An 18,458-nucleotide genomic window follows, 5' to 3' on the forward strand; every position below is an offset into this window, starting at 1 on the left:
GCTATTGAAAAAGTTATAAAAGACGAAGGAGTTGGGCTAATGGCCATTGAAATTCAGGTTCCGGCACTGGGTGAGTCCGTCACCGAAGCCACAGTCGGGAAATGGTTGAAATCCGTAGGTGATACGGTAGCCGTTGATGAACCGATCTGCGAACTGGAAACCGACAAGGTTGCCCTTGAAGTCAATGCGACCGCCGCAGGTGTGCTGTCTGAAATCATCGCCGAGGAAGGCGCCAATGTGGAAGTCGGCGCGGTTCTTGCCAAAATCTCAGAAAGCGGTGAAGCTGCGGCTTCTGCCCCGGCCCCGGCAGCCAAAAAAGAGGAAGCTCCGAAATCCGGCGGCGGCAGCCTGATGGAAGTTCACGTCCCGGCCCTTGGTGAATCAGTTACCGAGGCCACTGTCGGTAAATGGCTGAAGGCGGAAGGCGAGGCCGTGACCCAGGACGAGCCGATCTGTGAACTGGAAACAGACAAGGTGGCTCTGGAAGTCAATGCCCCGGTTTCCGGCGCCCTGGCGAAAATTGTTGCACCCGAAGGAGCGACCGTGGAGCTTGGCGCTCTGCTGGCGACCATCGACGGCGCATCACAGGGGTCTGCGGCACCCAAGGCTGCGGCACCTGCAGCGAAACCGGCCCCGGCTGCGGCAACGCCTTCTGTGTCGGCACCGGCCGGCGCAAATGTACGGGCTTCCGCGGCAGAAACAGCCAAGGAAAAAGGTATCGATATTTCCAAGGTGAGAGGGACCGGTGAAGGGGGTATGGTTACCAAGGCCGATGTGCTGGCCTATGCCTCTGGCGGCCAGGCTTCTGCGGCAGTTCCTGCCCAGGCGGCGGCTCCCGCTGCAGGGACTGAGGAAGGCGCCCTGCCCCGCGAGGAAGTGGTGCCCATGACCCGGCTACGCCGGACAATCGCCAAGCGCCTGAAGGACGCCCAGAACACGGCGGCCATGCTGACCACCTATAACGAGGTGGACATGTCTGCGGTCATTGCACTGCGCAACCAGTACAAGGAAGTTTTCGAGAAGAAACACGGCAGCCGTCTCGGCTTCATGTCTTTCTTCGTCAAGGCCTGCGTCCAGGCCCTCCGGGAAGTACCGGAAGTGAACGCGGAAGTTCGCGAAGATGCCATTCTCTATAAAAACTATTATGACATCGGCGTTGCCGCCAGCACACCGGCCGGCCTTGTGGTTCCGGTGGTGCGCGGCTGTGAAAATCGCAGTTTCTCGGAAATCGAGAATGAAATCGCCCGGCTCGGAAAGCGTGCCCGTGACGGCAAGCTGAGCATGGACGAGATGACCGGCGGGACGTTCACCATTTCCAATGGTGGTATTTTCGGATCCCTGATGTCTTCCCCGATCCTGAATGCGCCCCAGTCCGGTATTCTGGGCATGCATGCCATCAAGGAGCGGGCGATGGTGGAAAACGGCCAGATTGTCGTCCGGCCGATGATGTATCTGGCGCTCAGCTATGATCACCGGATTGTGGACGGCAAAGGGGCCGTGACCTTCCTGGTGCGTGTGAAGGAAAATCTGGAAGATCCGCAGCGCCTGATTCTGGATCTCTAAGGGTTAAGAGAGGAAATTTTATGAGCGATACTTATGACGTTGTTGTCATCGGCGGTGGCCCGGGCGGTTATGTGGCTGCGATCCGCGCGGCCCAGCTCGGCTTGAAGACAGCCATTGTGGAGAAACGCGGCGCGCTTGGTGGTACCTGCCTGAATGTGGGCTGCATCCCCTCCAAGGCGCTGTTGCATGCTTCCGAGCTGTATGAGGAAGCCGAACACGGTATGGAAAAATTCGGGGTGAAAACCGGCAAGGTTTCCCTCGATTTGGACGCCATGATGGAACATAAGTCCAGTACCGTTACCGAGCTGACCAACGGTATTGCCTTCCTGATGAAGAAAAACAAGATCGTCTATCTGGAAGGCACCGGCACTGTCAAATCCGCTGGGGAAGTCAGTGTCAAGCTGAACAAGGGTGGTGAGGAAACGCTCAAGGCCAAAAACATTGTCATCGCGACCGGTTCCGATGTGGCAAGCCTGCCGGGGATCGATATTGATGAGAAACAGGTGATCTCCTCCACCGGTGCGCTGTCCCTGCCCAAGGTGCCCAAGCATCTTGTGGTGATCGGCGGCGGTGTGATCGGGCTGGAACTGGGGTCCGTCTGGCGCCGGCTTGGCGCCGAAGTGACCGTTGTCGAATATCTGGACCGTATTACGCCGGAAATGGACGGCGAGGTCTCCAAGAACTTCCAGCGCATCCTGAAAAAACAGGGCATGAAGTTCATGACGTCCAGCAAAGTCACCGAAGTGAAGAAAACCAAAACCACCGTGACGGTTTCGGTGGAACCGGCCGCCGGCGGCGATGCCGAGAAAATCAAGTGTGATGCGGTTCTGGTGTCTGTGGGCCGCAGGCCCTTTACAGACGGTCTCGGCCTGAAAGAGGCCGGTGTTAACATGACCGACCGCGGTCAGGTGGAAATTGATGATCATTTCCGCACCAATGTACCCGGCATCTATGCCATCGGCGATGTGGTGCGTGGCGCCATGCTGGCCCACAAGGCCGAGGACGAGGGTGTGGCCGTGGCCGAGGTGATCGCGGGCTTTGCCGGACATGTGAATTATGACGCCATTCCGGGTGTGATCTATACCATGCCGGAAGTGGCCTCCGTGGGCAAAACCGAGGAACAGCTGAAAAAGGACGGTGTGGACTATGCCGTCGGCAAGTTCCCCATGTCCATCAACAGCCGCGCCAAGGCCAACGGCCAGACCGAAGGTTTTGTGAAAATCCTGACCGACAAAGCCACCGACAAGGTCGTCGGTGCTCATATTATTGCTGCTGATGCCGGCAACATGATTGCCGAACTGGCGCTGGCGGTGGAAAAGGGACTGACGGCAGAGGACCTGGCCTATACATCACATGCCCATCCGACGGAAATGGAAGCGGTGCGCGAAGCCGCCATGGCCACCGAAGGCCGTCCGATCCATATGTAATTGCCTAATTAAAAATAAAAGCCGTATCCTCACCGGGCCGGCTTTTATTTTATGGCGATTTTGGAATTTAGAGGCTAACCTGTTGTCATCGTTATATTCTGTGGGGAGCCGATGATCAAACTGTTCAGGAGAAAACAAAAACCGGATTTCCATCTGCTGTTCACCAACGGCGATGAGAGCCGTCGACATGCCTGTTTTTTGCAGCAGGAATTTGTCAGCATGTCAGCCGATCGGGGCAAAAGCGACAAAGTGGCCTATGTGGTCAGGCTTGAGCCGCCCCTGGCGCCCGGGGCTATCGGTCAGGACCGCTCTGTTGAGCGGGTGGTTCTGCTGCCGCTGCATCAGGGACAGCGGCTGGACAGTTATCGGAATACCACATTCCGGAACCTGGGGGTGATGATTTTCGGGGGGCAGTATTTTGCCGTCAATAACAAGCACGAAAATATCGATGCCCTGCCCTATGTGTCTTCGGGGGTTATAGAGAGGCTCTGACGGTAAACGGGCCTGACCCTGACCATATGCCACCGAAGCCCGTCAGGTGCTCTGGATATGCAGGTTTTCCGGTTTAATCAGATCCAGGAAGCCGATGCCCTGCAAAAGATCGCTGACCTCACCCTCTCCCAGCTTTACATATATGACGTCCCTTTTTTCCGGCACACCGCGCAGGATGCTTTCCATGCCCACCGCCAGGCTGATGTCCAGGGAGTCCACATCACTTAAATCCAGGGTAATTTTGTCATAGCTCGCAAGGGCCTCGTTGAGGAGTCTTGTGAGGTCCCTGTTGATGCTGTAGCTGAGTGAACCCGAGAGCCGGAGGGTGACACCCTTTCCACCATTTGCGGAGGTCTCCAGCTGGATGACATTGCTGTCGCCGGGCTGGGCTTCTTCGTTTTCCTCGAACAGATGGATATGGCGGAGCTGGGCCTGGTTCATCATGCGGGAATAGATCATATGCGACAGAATCAGTCCGAGTCCGATGGCGGTCACCAGATCGGAAAAGACGGTCAGCAACAGGACCGCCAGCATCAGAAAAATCTTATCGCCGCGCCAGACTTTAAGCCGGCGGATGAAATCCCAGTCCAGGATATCCAGGCCCACTTTCAGCAGGATACCGGCCAGCACCGTCAGCGGGATATGGCTGGCCAGGTCGGCAGCAAACAGCACGATCAGAAGAAGTGTCATCGCATGCACCATGCCGGACAGGCGGCTTTGGGCGCCGGAATTGATATTGATCACCGTGCGCATGGTCGCGCCGGCCCCGGGCAGACCGCCCAGCAATCCGGCAAGGGCATTGCCGATCCCCTGTCCAATCAGTTCCCGGTCTGACTGGTGACTGGTTCTGGTCAGCCTGTCCGCGACGGTCGAGGTCAGCAGACTGTCGATGGAGCCCAGCAGGGCCAGCATGAAGGCGCCGGTGACAATGCCCGGCAGGGCGCTGAAAGGAATGGAGATACTGGTCAGCGACGGCAGGCCGGTGGCAATCTCGCCGATGGTTTTAAGATCCGGGAACAGGAACACGGCAAGGGAGGTGCCGACAATCAGCGCCAGCAGGGTCGAGGGGACATAACGACTGATACTCTTTGGCGTGATCAGGGTAATGGCCAGGGACAGCGCACCGAGGCCAAGAGAAACCGGATCAAGATTTGTAATGGCACGGGGAATGGAGGTAATTGCATCGGGGATGCCCTGGTGGGCGGAATAGTCCCCCAGCACCGGCAGAAGCTCCATGATGATGATAATGCAGCCGATTCCTGACATGAAACCGGAAACCACCGGCATCGGTACATAGTTCACATAGGCGCCGAGCCTGAGTATGCCGAAAAGTCCCTGGAACAGTCCGGACAGGATAACAATGGTGAACAGAACATGGGGGTTGGCGCCGTAGCTGACCACCAGGCCGGCCATGATCACTGTCATAGGGCCGGTGGGGCCTGAAATCTGCAGCGGGGTGCCGCCAAGCAGGCTGGCGAAAAAACCGAGGGTGATGGCGCCGTATAGTCCTGCGGTGGGACCAATACCGGAAGCGACGCCAAATGCCAGTGCCAGCGGCAGGGCGACAATGGCGGCGGTGACCCCGGCAAAAATATCCTGACGCAGGGCCGTGGAGGAACGGGGAATGACCTCCCTGAAAATATCTTTCATGGTATGAACAATCAATATAAGTAAAAAAACAGCATGTCGGAAAATGACAGGCAATGGCATAATAATACTGTTGTTAGACTGTTTATACAATTAAATTGTGTGATAAAAAATAGTTCGGTACCGGCTACGACCTGACTGTCATTTGTCCCGGGCGCCCGGGTGGGTGTTATTATAGACATCCATCAGATAGGCGGTGTCCACATCGGTATAATGCTGGGTGGTGGCGAGAGAGGCGTGACCCAGAAGTTCCTGAATGGTGCGCAGGTCGCCACCGGCGGTGAGCAAATGGGTGGCGAAGCTGTGGCGAAGCGCATGGGGTGTGGCCGAGGGCGGCAGGCCAAGCGCTTCCCGTACTTTCTGAACCGCAAGCTGTACTGTGCGGGCATTGAGCCGTCCGCCGCGCACACCGACAAACAGAGGTCCCTCGTCAAGGGGCCAGGGGCAGGCCTGACGATATTTTTCCACGGCTTTTTGCACGGCCGGAACCAGCGGCACAAGGCGTTCCTTATTGCGTTTGCCCAATACCCGGAGCATATCGTCTTCCGGCCAGTCTTCCACATTCAGGTTGAGTGCTTCCGAAATCCTGAGCCCGCTGCCATAAAGCAGGGTGATAACCGCCGTGTCCCTGATCGCGACCCAGTCGCCCGGAGAAATGGCGGAAAAGTCCCCCACTTCGGCCAGGGTGCGCCGGGCCGCTGCTTCGTCCAGCGGGCGCGGCAATCTTTTGGGCAGTTTGGGGGAGCGTACGGAATCAATATGATCATTGAACAGGATATTGTTGCGTCGGCAGTACTTATAAAAGGCCCTGAGGGCGCTAAGGGCCCGGGCAATGGTCGCCGGACTGACATCATGTCGCCGCCGGTCCGCAAGAAAGGCCCTGAAATCCATGGCTTTCAGATCGGCCAGGTCCTGTTCTGTGGGAAAGTTGCCGAGATGACGGGTCAGGAAGGTCAGGAACTGCCCCAGATCCCGCATATAGGCCTCCAGGGTATGGGGGGAGACCCGCTTTTCCGATTTCAGATAGTCATGCCAGCCGCGCACCAGCGGGCGCAGTTTGGGGAAAATCAGTTCGTCGAGGGGGCCTGTTTCATCCATCTTTGCAAGTATAGGCCAAATGCGGCCTCAAGGAAGCGTAAAAGTTCAGTGCCCTGACCGGGGGTGAACATGTCCGGGTCCCGGCTGCCAAAGGCCAGAAGCCCTATCGGATAACAGTCCGTTGCCGGAATGCGGATCAGGGCTTCCGCCTTGATCAGTTCCGTGGCCGGGCCGAAAATTTCTTCTAGGACCTCCACATCGCCGCGCAGCAGGCAGGCGTCTTCCCGGCCAAGGAGGGTGTCTACCTGTCCCTTTTTCAGGGTCCGGGCTTCGGGCAGGGGCGGCGTTTTCAGATCATGCCCGTCCTCGAAACAAACGGCGATCACATCGACCGAAAGCATCTGCGGCCAGTCGCTGACCAGAAGATGGCTGATTTCATCAATGCTGTTCGCCTGCATCAGGGCCAGGGCTGCCGTGTGGACCTGCTGTTGGGTCGACATGTTATTGCGGCTGGCGTCAATCAGAGAGGAATGAAAATCCTTCAGTTCCCCGATTTCCTGTTGCAGCCTTTCCAGCATTACCTGCTGGAAATCCACCACACGATCGCCGCTGGACGGGCGGAAGGGCGGGGTGAGAATGGTTAGGAGGTCTGGATTTTCCACCAGAAAGTCGGGATGGCGTTTCAGCCAGTCCCGGACTTGTTCAGCAGTCATCTCGTCTTCGCTGTTGCTCAGTTTCTCAGCCATGTTCCCTTTCCGGAGATATCTGGTCCTCAGGCGATGGATTGTCCGGTTTTCTCCCAGTCTTTCAGGAAGGCTTCCAGTCCACTGTCGGTCAGCGGATGCCTGAACAGTTTGTGCATCACTGCCGGCGGAATAGTTGCGACATCGGCGCCGATACGCGCCGCATCCACCACATGCAGGGGATGCCGGATGCTGGCCACGAGAATTTCGGTGCTGAAGTTGTAATTGTCGTAAATCACCCGGATATCCTCGATCAGGGCCATACCATCCTGGGAAATGTCGTCATGACGGCCGATGAAGGGGGAAATGAATGTGGCGCCGGCCTTTGCAGCAAGCAGAGCCTGTGAGGCAGAGAAGCACAGGGTCACATTGACCATCTTGCCCTGGGAGGTGAAATGCTTGCAGGCCTTAAGACCGTCTACGGTCAGCGGCACTTTCAGGGTGATCTGGTCGGAAATGTCATAAAGCTTGTCTGCTTCCCTGAGGATACCGTCATAATCAAGTGCTGTGGCTTCCGCGCTGACCGGTCCGTCAACAGCATCACAGATTTCCTTGGTGACTTCAAAGATGTCCCGACCGGATTTCATGATCAGCGACGGATTGGTGGTGACGCCGTCGACAAGGCCGCTGGCGGCCAGTTCGCGGATGTCATCAATCTCGGCGGTGTCGAGAAAAAATTTCATTGTTTCATACCCTCTTCAGAATGCTAATAAACCTTGTCAGTCCTGTCCTGTCGGTACCCTGAATTGACCGTCAACGCAACCCCGTTGTTGCCCAATCCGTATAATATCATATAGTGACCGGGAGATTTCAAAAGAATAACACCCGACAGGGAACATCGGTGACCACATTATTTCCGTCCAGACGTGTACAGGTATTACTGCCCCTGCCGCTGCAGGGGGTGCTGGACTATCTGTCGCCTGAAGACCTGCCCCTCAGGGAAGGCGATTTTGTCGAGGTGCCGCTGGGCTCCAAACGGCTTCAGGGTGTGGTCTGGTCCTGCGATCCGCCACCTTCCGACGTGCCCGAGGATCGGCTGAAGCATATCTACGGCCGGTTTGACCTTCCCGCCCTGCCCGAAAGCCTGATGAAATTCATTGACTGGGTGGCGGCCTATAGCCTTTCGCTGCCCGGTGCGGTGCTGAAAATGGCGGTATCCGTGCCCCGGGCTTTCGAGCAGGCCAAAAGCCGCACGGTTTATCGCCTGTCGGTCGGAAACCCCGATGACCTGACAGCCGCCCGTAAAAAAGTATATGAGGTGGCGGTTGGCGATATGCCGCTGTCTGTGAAGGATTGGTGTGACTTGGCGGGCACCGGCGAAGGGGTGATCCGCGGCATGATCAAGGCCGGTCAGATGACGGCGGTGGAAATAAAGGGCGAAGACCTTTTTCCCGAACCGGATGTAACGGTTTCGGCGCCAAAATTATCAAAAGAACAGGAGCGGGCGGGGGATCACTTCCGCGCCCTGGTGCGCCGGGACAAATTCCAGGCCAGCCTGCTGGAGGGGGTGACCGGCGCCGGTAAAACCGAGGTTTATTTTGAAGCCGTGCATGAGGCTCTGTTGAAACCGGGCAACCAGATTCTGGTGCTTGTACCGGAAATTGCCCTGACCGCCCAGTGGCTGGACCGCTTCAGGGATCGCTTCGGCGAGGAACCGGTCATCTGGCATTCGGAACTGACTCCGGCCCAGCGCCGCCGCGCCTGGTGGGGAGTGATCCAGGGTAACGTCCGGGTCATTGTTGGCGCCCGATCTGCCCTGTTCCTGCCGTTTCAAAACCTGTCCCTTATTGTGGTGGATGAGGAACACAGTCCCACCTTCAAGCAGGAAGACGGTGTTTTTTACCACGGGCGTGATATGGCCGTGGTGCGCGCCCACCAGTCAGACTGTCCTGTTATTCTTGCCTCTGCCACACCGTCTCTGGAAACCCTGGTTAATGCCCAGAACGGTAAATATGACTGGCTCTATCTGGGTGAACGGCACGGCCCGGCGGAAATGCCGGACATGCAGGCCATTGACATGAGGAAATATCCCCCGGCCAGCGGCGAATGGTTGTCCGATCCGCTCAGGGAAGCTCTGAAACAAAACCTCGGCCGAGGGGAGCAATCCCTGCTTTATCTGAACCGGCGGGGATATGCGCCGCTGACCCTGTGCCGGACCTGTGGTCACCGGATCCAGTGTCCCCATTGTTCCGCCTGGCTGGTGGAACATAAAAAGACTGGAAAGTTGCAGTGCCATCACTGCGGTCACTGGATGGGCAAGCCGAAACACTGTCCTGAATGTGAAAGTGAAGACAGCCTTGTGGCTTGCGGGCCCGGCGTTGAGCGAGTGGCAGAGGAAGTGGAAAAACTGTTCCCCGAGGCCCGGCTTGCGGTCATGGCCAGTGACGAGCTTTCCACCCCGGCGGAGATTCGCGAGACCGTGGCATCCATTGTCCGGCACGAGGTGGATATTGTCATCGGTACGCAAATTGTCACCAAGGGCTATCATTTCCCGAACCTGACCCTTGTCGGGGTGGTGGACGCAGATCTGGGTCTTTCCGGCGGTGATATGCGGGCGGCGGAGCGCACCTGGCAGCAACTGGAACAGGTGGCCGGGCGCGCCGGCCGGGCGGAAAAGCCGGGCACTGTGCTGTTCCAGACCTTCATGCCTGAACATCCGGTCATAGATGCCCTGGTCAGCGGCGACCGGGACAATTTTCTTGAACAGGAAGCAAATGCGCGCGAACAGCAGGGCATGCCGCCCTTCGGCCGCCTGGCCGCGGTGATTCTTTCCGGTGCCGATTACAACACTGTGGTGACGACGGCCCGACAGCTTGCCCGGGCAGCCCCGAAGATGGCGGGTGTGCAGATTCTGGGCCCGGCACCTGCTCCGCTGGCCTTTCTCAGGGGGCAACACCGGTACAGGTTGCTAGTGAAAACGGAAAAGACAGTTAATATCCAGAATATATTGAGAAGATGGCTGGACAGTGTGAAACCTGTCGGTGCCGTCAGGGTGCAGGCGGATATTGATCCCGTCAGCTTCTTCTAGGGCAGAAGGATGGGGCGCATGCAGGAATTTTATGACAGCATTGAACGGGACCGGGGCCTTTCTGCTGACGAGGTCAACCGCTTTCTTGACCGGCTTGTGACGCACCTGCACGCCATTCCAGCCGATATGAAATATCAGTATCTCGGTCCCGAGGTTGAGGCATTTTACGGGGAGACGGGTCTTAAGGATTGTATTCCCTTCCATCGTCTTTTGATGTCCCGCTTGCTGGAAACTTTCCGGATGGACCGATTGTTTCTCAAGGCACCTGCCTCCCTGACATGTTTATATGAAGCGGAGTTCGATCGTATCCGGCGAACTCTCCGGGAGGAGGCATTTTCCTGCGGCTGGGACAATGACATTTTTGTCAAGGATGTCGCCATCACCACCGGCCGCCTGATTCCGGCGGGGCCGGGTCTTTTACAGGTTTCCGGTGTGCCGCGCCGTCTGCTTGTCAGAAAAGGACCGGGGCAGTTTTTCGGTCTGGTTTCCATGTTGCTGTTCGGCCTGAAGGGGCGGGAGCCGCTGCTGACCGTTCATATGCATATGGCCAATGTGAAGCAATTCACACCGGAAGGCTGGGAAGAGTTCTACAGGATCACCAGCGAAATTCTGGAGCTGAACCCGGATATGAAAGGCTTGATGCGTCATGCCTGGTTTTTTGACCCGGAAATTACCGGAATCAGCCCAAAACTGGCCTATTTAAGGGAGATTCCGGAAAAAAATGGCGCCAAAATATACTATTTCTGTGACCAGGGAGCCGATTCTGGTGCTCTGATCCGTTCGGCCACCCGGCGCACCCTTTTTGAGACGGGGAAATATACCCCGCGGGTTTATTATCTGCTGTGGCCGAGGGATCGCCTGATCGCTTATGCCCGGATGTTCAGGTCCACCGGGAATGGCGACTGAAACCCAGAGGATGCAGGGGGTTTCAACTGTTCCTTTCCGGCTGTTCCGTCGCAGAGCGGCTCCATTTCCGGTGTAATTTTGTATAAATTCCAAAAATCGTAACTGCGCGGCCAAAAGGTGGCTTGCACACATAGGATCACTGTGCTAGGTAAACCCGCGCGTTAGAAATTTTTAACTACCGCATGGGGTTGTGCAGCCGGGCCAGATCAGGTCCCCAAACCCCGTGAGGGGCCAGAGTTTAATAACAAGTCAAGGAAGACCAGGTGTCATCTGAACTATCCTCAAACATTGCTTCCGAAAAGCTGACCATTTCAGGTCTTGCAGGCCGCTATGCGGTAGCGCTTTTTGATCTCGCCAAAGAAGCAAATGCGCTGGACGATGTGGCTAAGGATCTTGCCACCCTGGAAGCGCTCCTTATTGAAAGCGCCGAGCTTACCAACCTGACGCAAAGCCCCGTCTTTTCCCGCGAAGAGCAGGGAAGGGCCATGGCAGCAGTTGCGGACAAGGCCGGGCTCGGTAAACTGGTGCAGAATTTTCTGGCGGTTGTGGCCAACAACCGTCGTCTGGACCAGTTGAAAAATATTATCAAAGAATTTTCCCGGCAGCTGGCTCACCATAAAGGTGAAGTCAATGCCTCCGTGGTGACGGCGCATAAACTGTCCAAGGACCAGCTTGATGCTCTGAAAGCCAAACTCAAATCCATGGTTGGACGTGACGTGAATGTGGAAACCGACGTAGACGAAAGTCTGCTTGGCGGCATGGTTGTCAATATTGGTTCCCGTATGATCGACAGCTCACTGAAAACTAAACTTGCTAATCTTGAAGAATCTATGAAAGAGGTTGGATGATGGACATCCGTGCAGCGGAAATTTCCAAGATCTTGAAAGAGCAGATTGCCAATTTCGGTGAGGAAGCTGAAGTATCTGAAGTTGGTAAAGTGCTGTCCGTAGGTGACGGTATTGCTCGTGTATATGGTCTGGATAATGTACAGGCCGGTGAAATGGTTGAATTTCCCGGCAATATTCAGGGTATGGCGCTTAACCTGGAAGCCGACAACGTGGGGGTCGTTATTTTCGGTGACGACAGCACCATTAAAGAAGGTGACACTGTTAAGCGTACAGGTAACATCGTGGACGTGCCGGTCGGCAAAGGCCTGCTGGGCCGCGTTGTTGACGCCCTGGGTAACCCCATTGACGGCAAAGGCCCGCTGACCGATGTGACCCGTACCCGTATGGAAGTAAAAGCGCCGGGTATTATTCCGCGTAAATCCGTGCACGAGCCGGTGCAGACCGGCCTCAAAGCCGTTGACGCCCTGGTGCCGATCGGCCGTGGCCAGCGCGAGCTGATCATTGGCGACCGTCAGACCGGTAAAACTGCCGTTGCCATCGATGCCTTCCTGAACCAGAAGGACATCAACGCCGGCGACGACGAAAGCAAGAAGCTTTACTGCATTTATGTGGCTGTGGGTCAGAAGCGCTCCACCGTTGCCCAGATCGTGAAGGCCCTGGAAGAAAAAGGCGCCATGGAATATTCCATCGTGGTTGCCGCGACCGCTTCCGAGCCTGCCCCGCTGCAGTTCCTGGCACCCTATACCGGGACCGCCATGGGTGAGTTTTTCCGCGACAATGCGATGCATGCCCTGATTGTTCATGACGATCTGTCCAAACAGGCTGTGGCTTATCGTCAGATGTCCCTGCTGCTGCGTCGTCCTCCGGGACGTGAGGCTTATCCGGGTGACGTTTTCTACCTGCATAGCCGTCTGCTGGAACGTGCCGCGAAAATGGGTGATGCGGCTGGGAATGGTTCATTGACCGCGCTGCCGATTATTGAAACCCAGGCCGGTGACGTGTCCGCCTATATTCCGACCAACGTGATTTCCATTACCGATGGCCAGATCTTCCTGGAGACAGAACTGTTCTACCAGGGTATTCGTCCGGCCATTAACGTGGGTCTGTCCGTGTCCCGTGTGGGATCTGCCGCCCAGGTGAAAGCCATGAAACAGGTTGCCGGTTCCATTAAACTTGAACTGGCCCAGTATCGTGAGATGGCCGCCTTTGCCCAGTTTGGTTCCGACCTGGATGCTTCCACACAGAAACTTCTGAATCGTGGTGCCCGTCTGACAGAACTGCTGAAGCAGGCACAGTATTCGCCTCTGGCAGTGGAAGAGCAGGTAGTGTCCATCTTTGCCGGTGTGAACGGTTATCTCGATAAAATCGAGGTTTCAGCCGTTGGCCGCTTCGAGGAAACTCTGCTGGCGGAAATGCACAGCAAGCACAAGGGTGTCCTGGACACGATCCGGACTGAGGCCAAGCTTTCCGATGAAACCACTGACAAGCTGAAATCCATTCTGGATGCCTTTGCGAAAAGCTTCGTCTAAAGCCGGGAAAGCGTAACAGAGAAAGATAAGGACAAGTCAATATGGCTAACCTTAAAGACCTCAGAAACCGTATCGCAAGTGTGCAGAGCACGCAGAAGATCACCAAGGCCATGCAGATGGTGGCGGCTTCCAAGCTGCGCCGGGCGCAGGAAGCTGCCGAGGCTGCCCGCCCCTATGCGGAGCGGATGGAGCTGGTCCTGGGGTCTCTGGCTGCGAGCATGAAAGGCCAGGAGGGTGGTCCGAAGCTGCTCGCCGGTACAGGCAAGGATGATGTTCATCTGGTGGTGATCGCCACTTCCGAACGTGGTCTTTGCGGCGGTTTCAATACAAATATCGTCAAAGGCGCCCGGGCGAAAATTTCTTCCCTGCTGGCAAACGGTAAAGACGTGAAAATCATCACCATCGGCAAGAAGGGTCGTAGCGCCCTGCGTCGTGAATATGGAACCCGCATGATCGAACATTTCGACATGTCCCATGTGAAAAAACTGCGATTTGGCGATGTGTTGCCGATTGCAGACCGTCTTCTTGAATTGTTCGAAGCCGGTGAATTTGATGTCTGCACCCTGTTTTACGCCAAGTTCCAGTCTGCCCTGGTGCAGATTGTGACCGGGCAGCAGTTGATCCCGGCGTCGTTCGACGAAGAGAAAACAGCGGATCTTGGTGGTGCGGCGTATGATTATGAACCGGACGAAAAAGATATTCTCGAAGAACTTCTGCCGCGCAACGTGGGTGTGCAGATGTTCCGCGGTCTTCTGGAGAATGCCGCCAGCGAGGAAGGGTCTCGTATGACGGCCATGGACAGTTCGACCCGTAATGCCGGTGAGATGATCGACAAGCTGAGGACTACCTATAACCGCAGCCGTCAGGCTGTGATTACCAATGAACTGATTGAAATTATTTCGGGCGCGGAAGCGCTCTGATAGAGCTAAATTGGAGCGAGGGCACAAGCGCCCCGGGAGTTAAAGGAAATGACACAAAATACAGGTCGTATCAGCCAGGTGATTGGTGCCGTTGTCGACGTACAATTCGACAATGAACTGCCGGCCATCCTGTCTGCACTTGAAGTTGACAACGCCGGCAACCGTCTGGTTCTGGAAGTCGCCCAGCATCTGGGTGAGAACACCGTGCGTACCATCGCCATGGACTCCACCGACGGTTTGGTCCGCGGTCAGGAAGCCAGGGATACAGGCGCACCGATCAGTGTGCCGGTTGGTCCCGAAACGCTGGGTCGTATCATCAACGTGATCGGTGAGCCGATCGATGAACGTGGCGAAATCGGCGCCAAAGGCGTCGCACCGATCCATAACGAAGCCCCTGCCTTTGTTGACCAGTCCACGGAAGCCGAGGTTCTGGTAACCGGGATTAAAGTGGTCGACCTGCTGGCGCCTTACGCCAAGGGTGGTAAAATTGGTCTGTTCGGTGGTGCCGGTGTGGGCAAGACCGTTCTGATCATGGAGCTGATCAACAACATCGCCAAAGGCCACGGTGGTTACTCCGTGTTCGCCGGTGTGGGTGAACGTACCCGTGAAGGGAACGACCTGTACCACGAAATGATCGAGTCCGGCGTTATTGATCTGGAAGGCAAGGAATCAAAAGCGGCCCTCGTATACGGTCAGATGAACGAGCCTCCGGGAGCCCGTGCCCGTGTTGCCCTGACCGGTCTGACCCTGGCGGAATATTTCCGTGATCAGGAAGGCCAGGACGTGCTGTTCTTCGTCGATAACATCTTCCGCTTTACACAGGCTGGCGCCGAAGTGTCCGCGCTGCTCGGTCGTATTCCTTCTGCTGTGGGTTATCAGCCCACTCTGGCAACCGACATGGGTGGCCTGCAGGAGCGTATTACCTCCACCAACAAAGGGTCCATTACTTCTGTGCAGGCCATTTACGTGCCCGCCGATGACCTGACCGACCCGGCCCCGGCCGCGTCCTTTGCCCACCTTGATGCGACAACCGTGTTGAGCCGTCAGATCGCCGAGCTTGGTATTTACCCGGCCGTGGATCCGCTGGACTCGACTTCACGTATTCTGTCTGCTGACGTTCTGGGTGAAGAACATTACGATGTTGCCCGCCGGGTACAGGAAACTCTGCAGAAATATAAATCCCTGCAGGACATCATTGCCATTCTCGGCATGGATGAGCTTTCCGAGGAAGACAAGCTGGTTGTGGCCCGTGCCCGTAAACTGCAGCGTTTCCTCAGCCAGCCGTTCCATGTGGCCGAGGTCTTTACCGGCGCACCTGGTAAATTCGTGGCCCTGGAAGATACCATCAAAGGCTTCAAAGCCATTGTTAATGGTGAACATGATGACCTTCCCGAAGCTGCCTTCTATATGGTTGGCACCATTGAGGAAGCCATCGAGAAAGCCAAGAAAATGGCTGCCGAGGCTGCATAAGACTTACAAGTTTGAAAGGAGCCAGAAATGGCCGACAAAATACATTTCGAACTGGTTTCACCTGAAAAGCTGCTTCTGTCCGAGGATGCGGACATGGTGGTGGTGCCCGGGTCCGAAGGCGACTTTGGCGTGATGGCTCATCATGCCCCGGTGGTTTCCACCCTGAAAACCGGCATCATCGAGGTTCATGACGGTGGCGAGCGCAAGAAACTTCTGGTGCACGGCGGTTTTGCCGAGGTCAACCCCAACGGCCTGACTATTCTGGCCGAGGAAGCCTATGCTCCCGGCGAACTTGACCGGGCTACTCTGGAAGTCGAACTGAAAGATGCCAATGAAGATGTGGCCGATGCAAAAGACGACCTGCAGCGCGCCCGGGCTGAAAAAGCCCGCGACCGGCTGGTTGCTCTTCTGGCGGCACTGGATGAACTGGCCGCCTGATCCTTTCGGGCCTGATCCTTTCGGGATAGAAAATTACAGAAACCCCGCAGTTCCGGCTGCGGGGTTTTTCTTTTAGGCAACACTGACTAACCTAGGGTCACCATGAACTGGCGGGCGAAATGGTCGCGGAACTGATCCATGGTAAAATGATGGTTCTGGGCACCCCGGTGGGAAATTTTATAGGTCGCCATCAGGCTGGCGATGCGTCCGGTGGTCGGCCAGTCGTGACCGTGCATCAGGCCATAGATGATTCCCGCCCGGTAGGCATCACCGCAACCGGTGGGATCAACCGGGTCCTCGGTCGGTACTTTGGGAATATTGAATATATTCTCTTTTGTATGAATGACGGACCCTTCTCCCCCTTTGGTAATGATCAGCACGTCCAGCATCTCTGTGGCCACTTCGATACTCATATGGGTTTTTTCCGAAAAGAGCTGCCATTCATAATCATTGAGCACCATCCAGCGGCTGTGTTCCAGCAACCACATCAGTTCATCCCCCTTGAGGGAGGAAACCTCCTGGCCCGGGTCAAACAGGATCGGAATGCCGAGCTCGGCCATCTGTTTGGTATGACGCTTCATGCCTTCATGGCCGTCCGGCGAGATCACGCCCATGACCACATCATTGTCCGCCTTGATAATAACCTCGTGGGACTGGTCCATGGCACCCGGGTGGAAGCCGGTAATCTGGTTATCGTCCATGTCGGTGATGATATGGGCCTGGGCAGTGTATTTTTCCTTGATCTCGAGAATATTCTCGTCCGGGATATTATTGCGGCCGAGCCAGTTCTTATAGGACCAGAAATCCTCTCCGACAGTGGCCACAGGCAAACCTTTGATGCCAAGCAGGCTCAGGTTATAGCATATGTTGCCGGCGCAGCCGCCGAACTCCTGGCGCATTTCCGGGACGCGGAAGGCCACATTCAGCATATGAACCTTGTCCGGCAGGATATGTCCCTTGAACTGACCGTTGAAGACCATGATGGTGTCATAGGCGATGGAGCCGCAAACAAGTATTTTTCCGTTGTTGTCCAGTTTCATGGTGGCTTCTTCCTTTTACTCTCCTGCTTGTTTCGTTTTTCCCGGGTTATGGTGCGGCGATCAGGCCGACCATGGCTCCTGAGATGGCTGTGGCGATGAAGGCCGAGACAATGGTCCGGGGGCCAAGTTCAATGATTTCCCTGCGCCGCTCCGGCGCAAGTGTCGACAGCGTACCGATCATGATGGCCAGGCTGCCCAGGTTTCCGAAACTGCACAGGGCATAGGTCAGGATATAGCGGCTGTGCAGGCTGATTTCCCCGGCGCCCAGGTTGCCGAGCTGCATATAGGCGACAATCTCGTTGATCACTACCTTGGTGCCCAGCAGGGCGCCGGCTTCGGCGGCGTCGCTCCAGGGGATGCCCATGAGCCAGGCGAAGGGCGCCATCAGTGTACCGAGGATCAGGGACAGGGTGAGCGGTTCGTCTCCGACCGTGACAAGCGCCAGGATCATGTTGACCAGTTCAATAAGAGAGACAAAGACAATAAGCAGGGCGACGATATTGGCCACCAGCCGCAAGGCATTGCCTGTACCCTTGGTAATAGCGTCCAGGGCGCCGGAATAATGGCTTTCGAGGCTCACATTGCGGCTTTCAAAGGACAGGTCACCGGGCACCATAATCTTGGCAATCATGATGGCGGCCGGGGCATTTATGACCGAGGCGATCAGAAGATGACCGAACGCGCCGGGAAAGGTCGGTTCGATCAGGGTCGCCACCAGCACCATGATAGAGCCGGCGATGGTGGACATGCCGACGCTCATGACGACAAAAAGTTCGCTGCGGCTCAGTTTCGGGATATAGGGGCCGATCAGCAGGGGGGATTCCGCCATGCCCATGAATATATTGGCGGCGGAGGCGATGCCCACGGCGCCGCCGACCCGGAAGGCCTTTTGCATCAGAACCGCCGCGCCGCGCACCAGCCAGGCAAGTATGCGCCAGTGCCAGAGCAGGGCGGACAAGGCGCCGATCATCAGCACCAGGGGCAGCACCCGGAATGCGAAGATAAAATTGTTGGCCGGATTGGTGGTGTCAAAGGGTGTGGGGCCGCCGCCCACATAACCGAAGACAAAGGCTGTGCCTTTCTCGGTGGCCAGGCTGACGCTCTGGATTCCGCTGGAAAGGGTGGCAAAGGCGCTCTGGATCAGGGGGACATAAAGCAGCAGCAGGATAAGGCATATCTGCACCAGAAGTCCGGTGATAATAATGCGCGGACGGACCTCTCTCTTTTTTTCCGAAAGAAGCCATGCCAGTGCCAGATAAATGAGGATACCCGCAATACCCTGCAGATATAACGCCATATGTCGGTTCCCTGCCCGAAAAGTTCACAGATAAACTTTCTATGAAGGCAGGGTAACAGTTATATTACAATC

Annotated in this window: 16 protein-coding genes; 10 read left to right on the plus strand and 6 right to left on the minus strand. The window is 56.3% G+C overall.

Annotated elements, in window-relative coordinates:
* The first annotated feature begins 39 nt into the window (after positions 1-39).
* The 3 genes from odhB (at position 40) to ACN0YD_RS00850 (ending at position 3,482) form a co-directional block, all read left to right on the plus strand.
* Complete coding sequence (gene odhB, locus ACN0YD_RS00840; RefSeq protein WP_417316743.1) at positions 40-1,563, plus strand: 2-oxoglutarate dehydrogenase complex dihydrolipoyllysine-residue succinyltransferase; 1,524 nt, start codon at positions 40-42, stop codon at positions 1,561-1,563.
* A gap of 20 nt (positions 1,564-1,583) precedes the next feature.
* Positions 1,584-2,990 carry a dihydrolipoyl dehydrogenase gene (gene lpdA, locus ACN0YD_RS00845; protein ID WP_417316744.1) on the plus strand — a complete coding sequence of 469 codons (1,407 nt, stop codon included), beginning with the start codon at positions 1,584-1,586 and terminating at the stop codon, positions 2,988-2,990.
* Between the two features lie 111 nt (positions 2,991-3,101).
* Positions 3,102-3,482: a hypothetical protein gene (locus tag ACN0YD_RS00850; protein ID WP_417316745.1), complete on the plus strand. Its 381-nt coding sequence runs from the start codon at positions 3,102-3,104 to the stop codon at positions 3,480-3,482.
* 42 nt (positions 3,483-3,524) lie between these two features.
* Here ACN0YD_RS00850 and ACN0YD_RS00855 read toward each other — a convergent pair whose 3' ends face one another.
* The 4 genes from ACN0YD_RS00855 to fsa all read right to left on the minus strand — a co-directional run bounded on the left by ACN0YD_RS00855 (position 3,525) and on the right by fsa (position 7,593).
* The gene (locus ACN0YD_RS00855; RefSeq protein ID WP_417316746.1) at positions 3,525-5,132 is read right to left on the minus strand and encodes a SulP family inorganic anion transporter; all 1,608 of its coding nucleotides are present in this window, start codon (positions 5,130-5,132) and stop codon (positions 3,525-3,527) included.
* Positions 5,133-5,270: 138 nt separating this feature from the next.
* Positions 5,271-6,227: a tyrosine recombinase XerC gene (locus ACN0YD_RS00860; RefSeq protein WP_417316747.1), complete on the minus strand. Its 957-nt coding sequence runs from the start codon at positions 6,225-6,227 to the stop codon at positions 5,271-5,273.
* Positions 6,197-6,913 carry a DUF484 family protein gene (locus tag ACN0YD_RS00865; RefSeq protein WP_417316748.1) on the minus strand — a complete coding sequence of 239 codons (717 nt, stop codon included), beginning with the start codon at positions 6,911-6,913 and terminating at the stop codon, positions 6,197-6,199. The genes ACN0YD_RS00860 and ACN0YD_RS00865 overlap by 31 nt, the downstream gene beginning before the upstream one ends.
* Positions 6,914-6,939: 26 nt before the next feature.
* A complete protein-coding gene (gene fsa / locus ACN0YD_RS00870) occupies positions 6,940-7,593 on the minus strand; it encodes a fructose-6-phosphate aldolase (RefSeq protein ID WP_417316749.1) in 654 nt (217 codons plus the stop codon).
* A gap of 158 nt (positions 7,594-7,751) precedes the next feature.
* On the opposite strand from fsa, the gene ACN0YD_RS00875 reads away from it, so the two are divergent.
* The 7 genes from ACN0YD_RS00875 (at position 7,752) to ACN0YD_RS00905 (ending at position 16,049) form a co-directional block, all read left to right on the plus strand.
* Positions 7,752-9,938, plus strand: a complete 2,187-nt coding sequence (locus tag ACN0YD_RS00875) for a primosomal protein N' (protein WP_417316750.1) — start codon at positions 7,752-7,754, stop codon at positions 9,936-9,938.
* Between the two features lie 18 nt (positions 9,939-9,956).
* A complete protein-coding gene (locus tag ACN0YD_RS00880; protein ID WP_417316751.1) occupies positions 9,957-10,844 on the plus strand; it encodes a hypothetical protein in 888 nt (295 codons plus the stop codon).
* Between the two features lie 287 nt (positions 10,845-11,131).
* On the plus strand, positions 11,132-11,692 hold the full coding sequence (locus ACN0YD_RS00885) for a F0F1 ATP synthase subunit delta (protein WP_417318821.1): 561 nt from the start codon (positions 11,132-11,134) through the stop codon (positions 11,690-11,692).
* Entirely contained in the window at positions 11,692-13,221 is a 1,530-nt protein-coding gene (gene atpA / locus ACN0YD_RS00890) for a F0F1 ATP synthase subunit alpha (RefSeq protein ID WP_417318823.1), read from the plus strand. Before ACN0YD_RS00885 ends, atpA begins: the two co-directional genes overlap by 1 nt.
* Positions 13,222-13,262: 41 nt before the next feature.
* Positions 13,263-14,141, plus strand: a complete 879-nt coding sequence (locus tag ACN0YD_RS00895) for a F0F1 ATP synthase subunit gamma (protein ID WP_417316752.1) — start codon at positions 13,263-13,265, stop codon at positions 14,139-14,141.
* Between the two features lie 48 nt (positions 14,142-14,189).
* Positions 14,190-15,611 (plus strand): F0F1 ATP synthase subunit beta, encoded by a 1,422-nt coding sequence (gene atpD, locus ACN0YD_RS00900; protein WP_417316753.1) that lies wholly within the window; start codon positions 14,190-14,192, stop codon positions 15,609-15,611.
* 27 nt (positions 15,612-15,638) lie between these two features.
* Positions 15,639-16,049: a F0F1 ATP synthase subunit epsilon gene (locus ACN0YD_RS00905; protein WP_417316754.1), complete on the plus strand. Its 411-nt coding sequence runs from the start codon at positions 15,639-15,641 to the stop codon at positions 16,047-16,049.
* Positions 16,050-16,135: 86 nt separating this feature from the next.
* On the opposite strand, the gene ACN0YD_RS00910 is transcribed toward ACN0YD_RS00905, so the two are convergent.
* Both ACN0YD_RS00910 and ACN0YD_RS00915 read right to left on the minus strand, forming a co-directional pair.
* A complete protein-coding gene (locus ACN0YD_RS00910) occupies positions 16,136-17,089 on the minus strand; it encodes a carbohydrate kinase family protein (protein ID WP_417316755.1) in 954 nt (317 codons plus the stop codon).
* A 46-nt stretch (positions 17,090-17,135) separates the two neighbouring features.
* On the minus strand, positions 17,136-18,386 hold the full coding sequence (locus ACN0YD_RS00915) for a NupC/NupG family nucleoside CNT transporter (protein WP_417316756.1): 1,251 nt from the start codon (positions 18,384-18,386) through the stop codon (positions 17,136-17,138).
* Between the last annotated feature and the right edge of the window lie 72 nt (positions 18,387-18,458).

This window comes from Emcibacter sp. (assembly GCF_048269205.1).
Taxonomy (GTDB): Bacteria; Pseudomonadota; Alphaproteobacteria; order Sphingomonadales; family Emcibacteraceae; genus Emcibacter.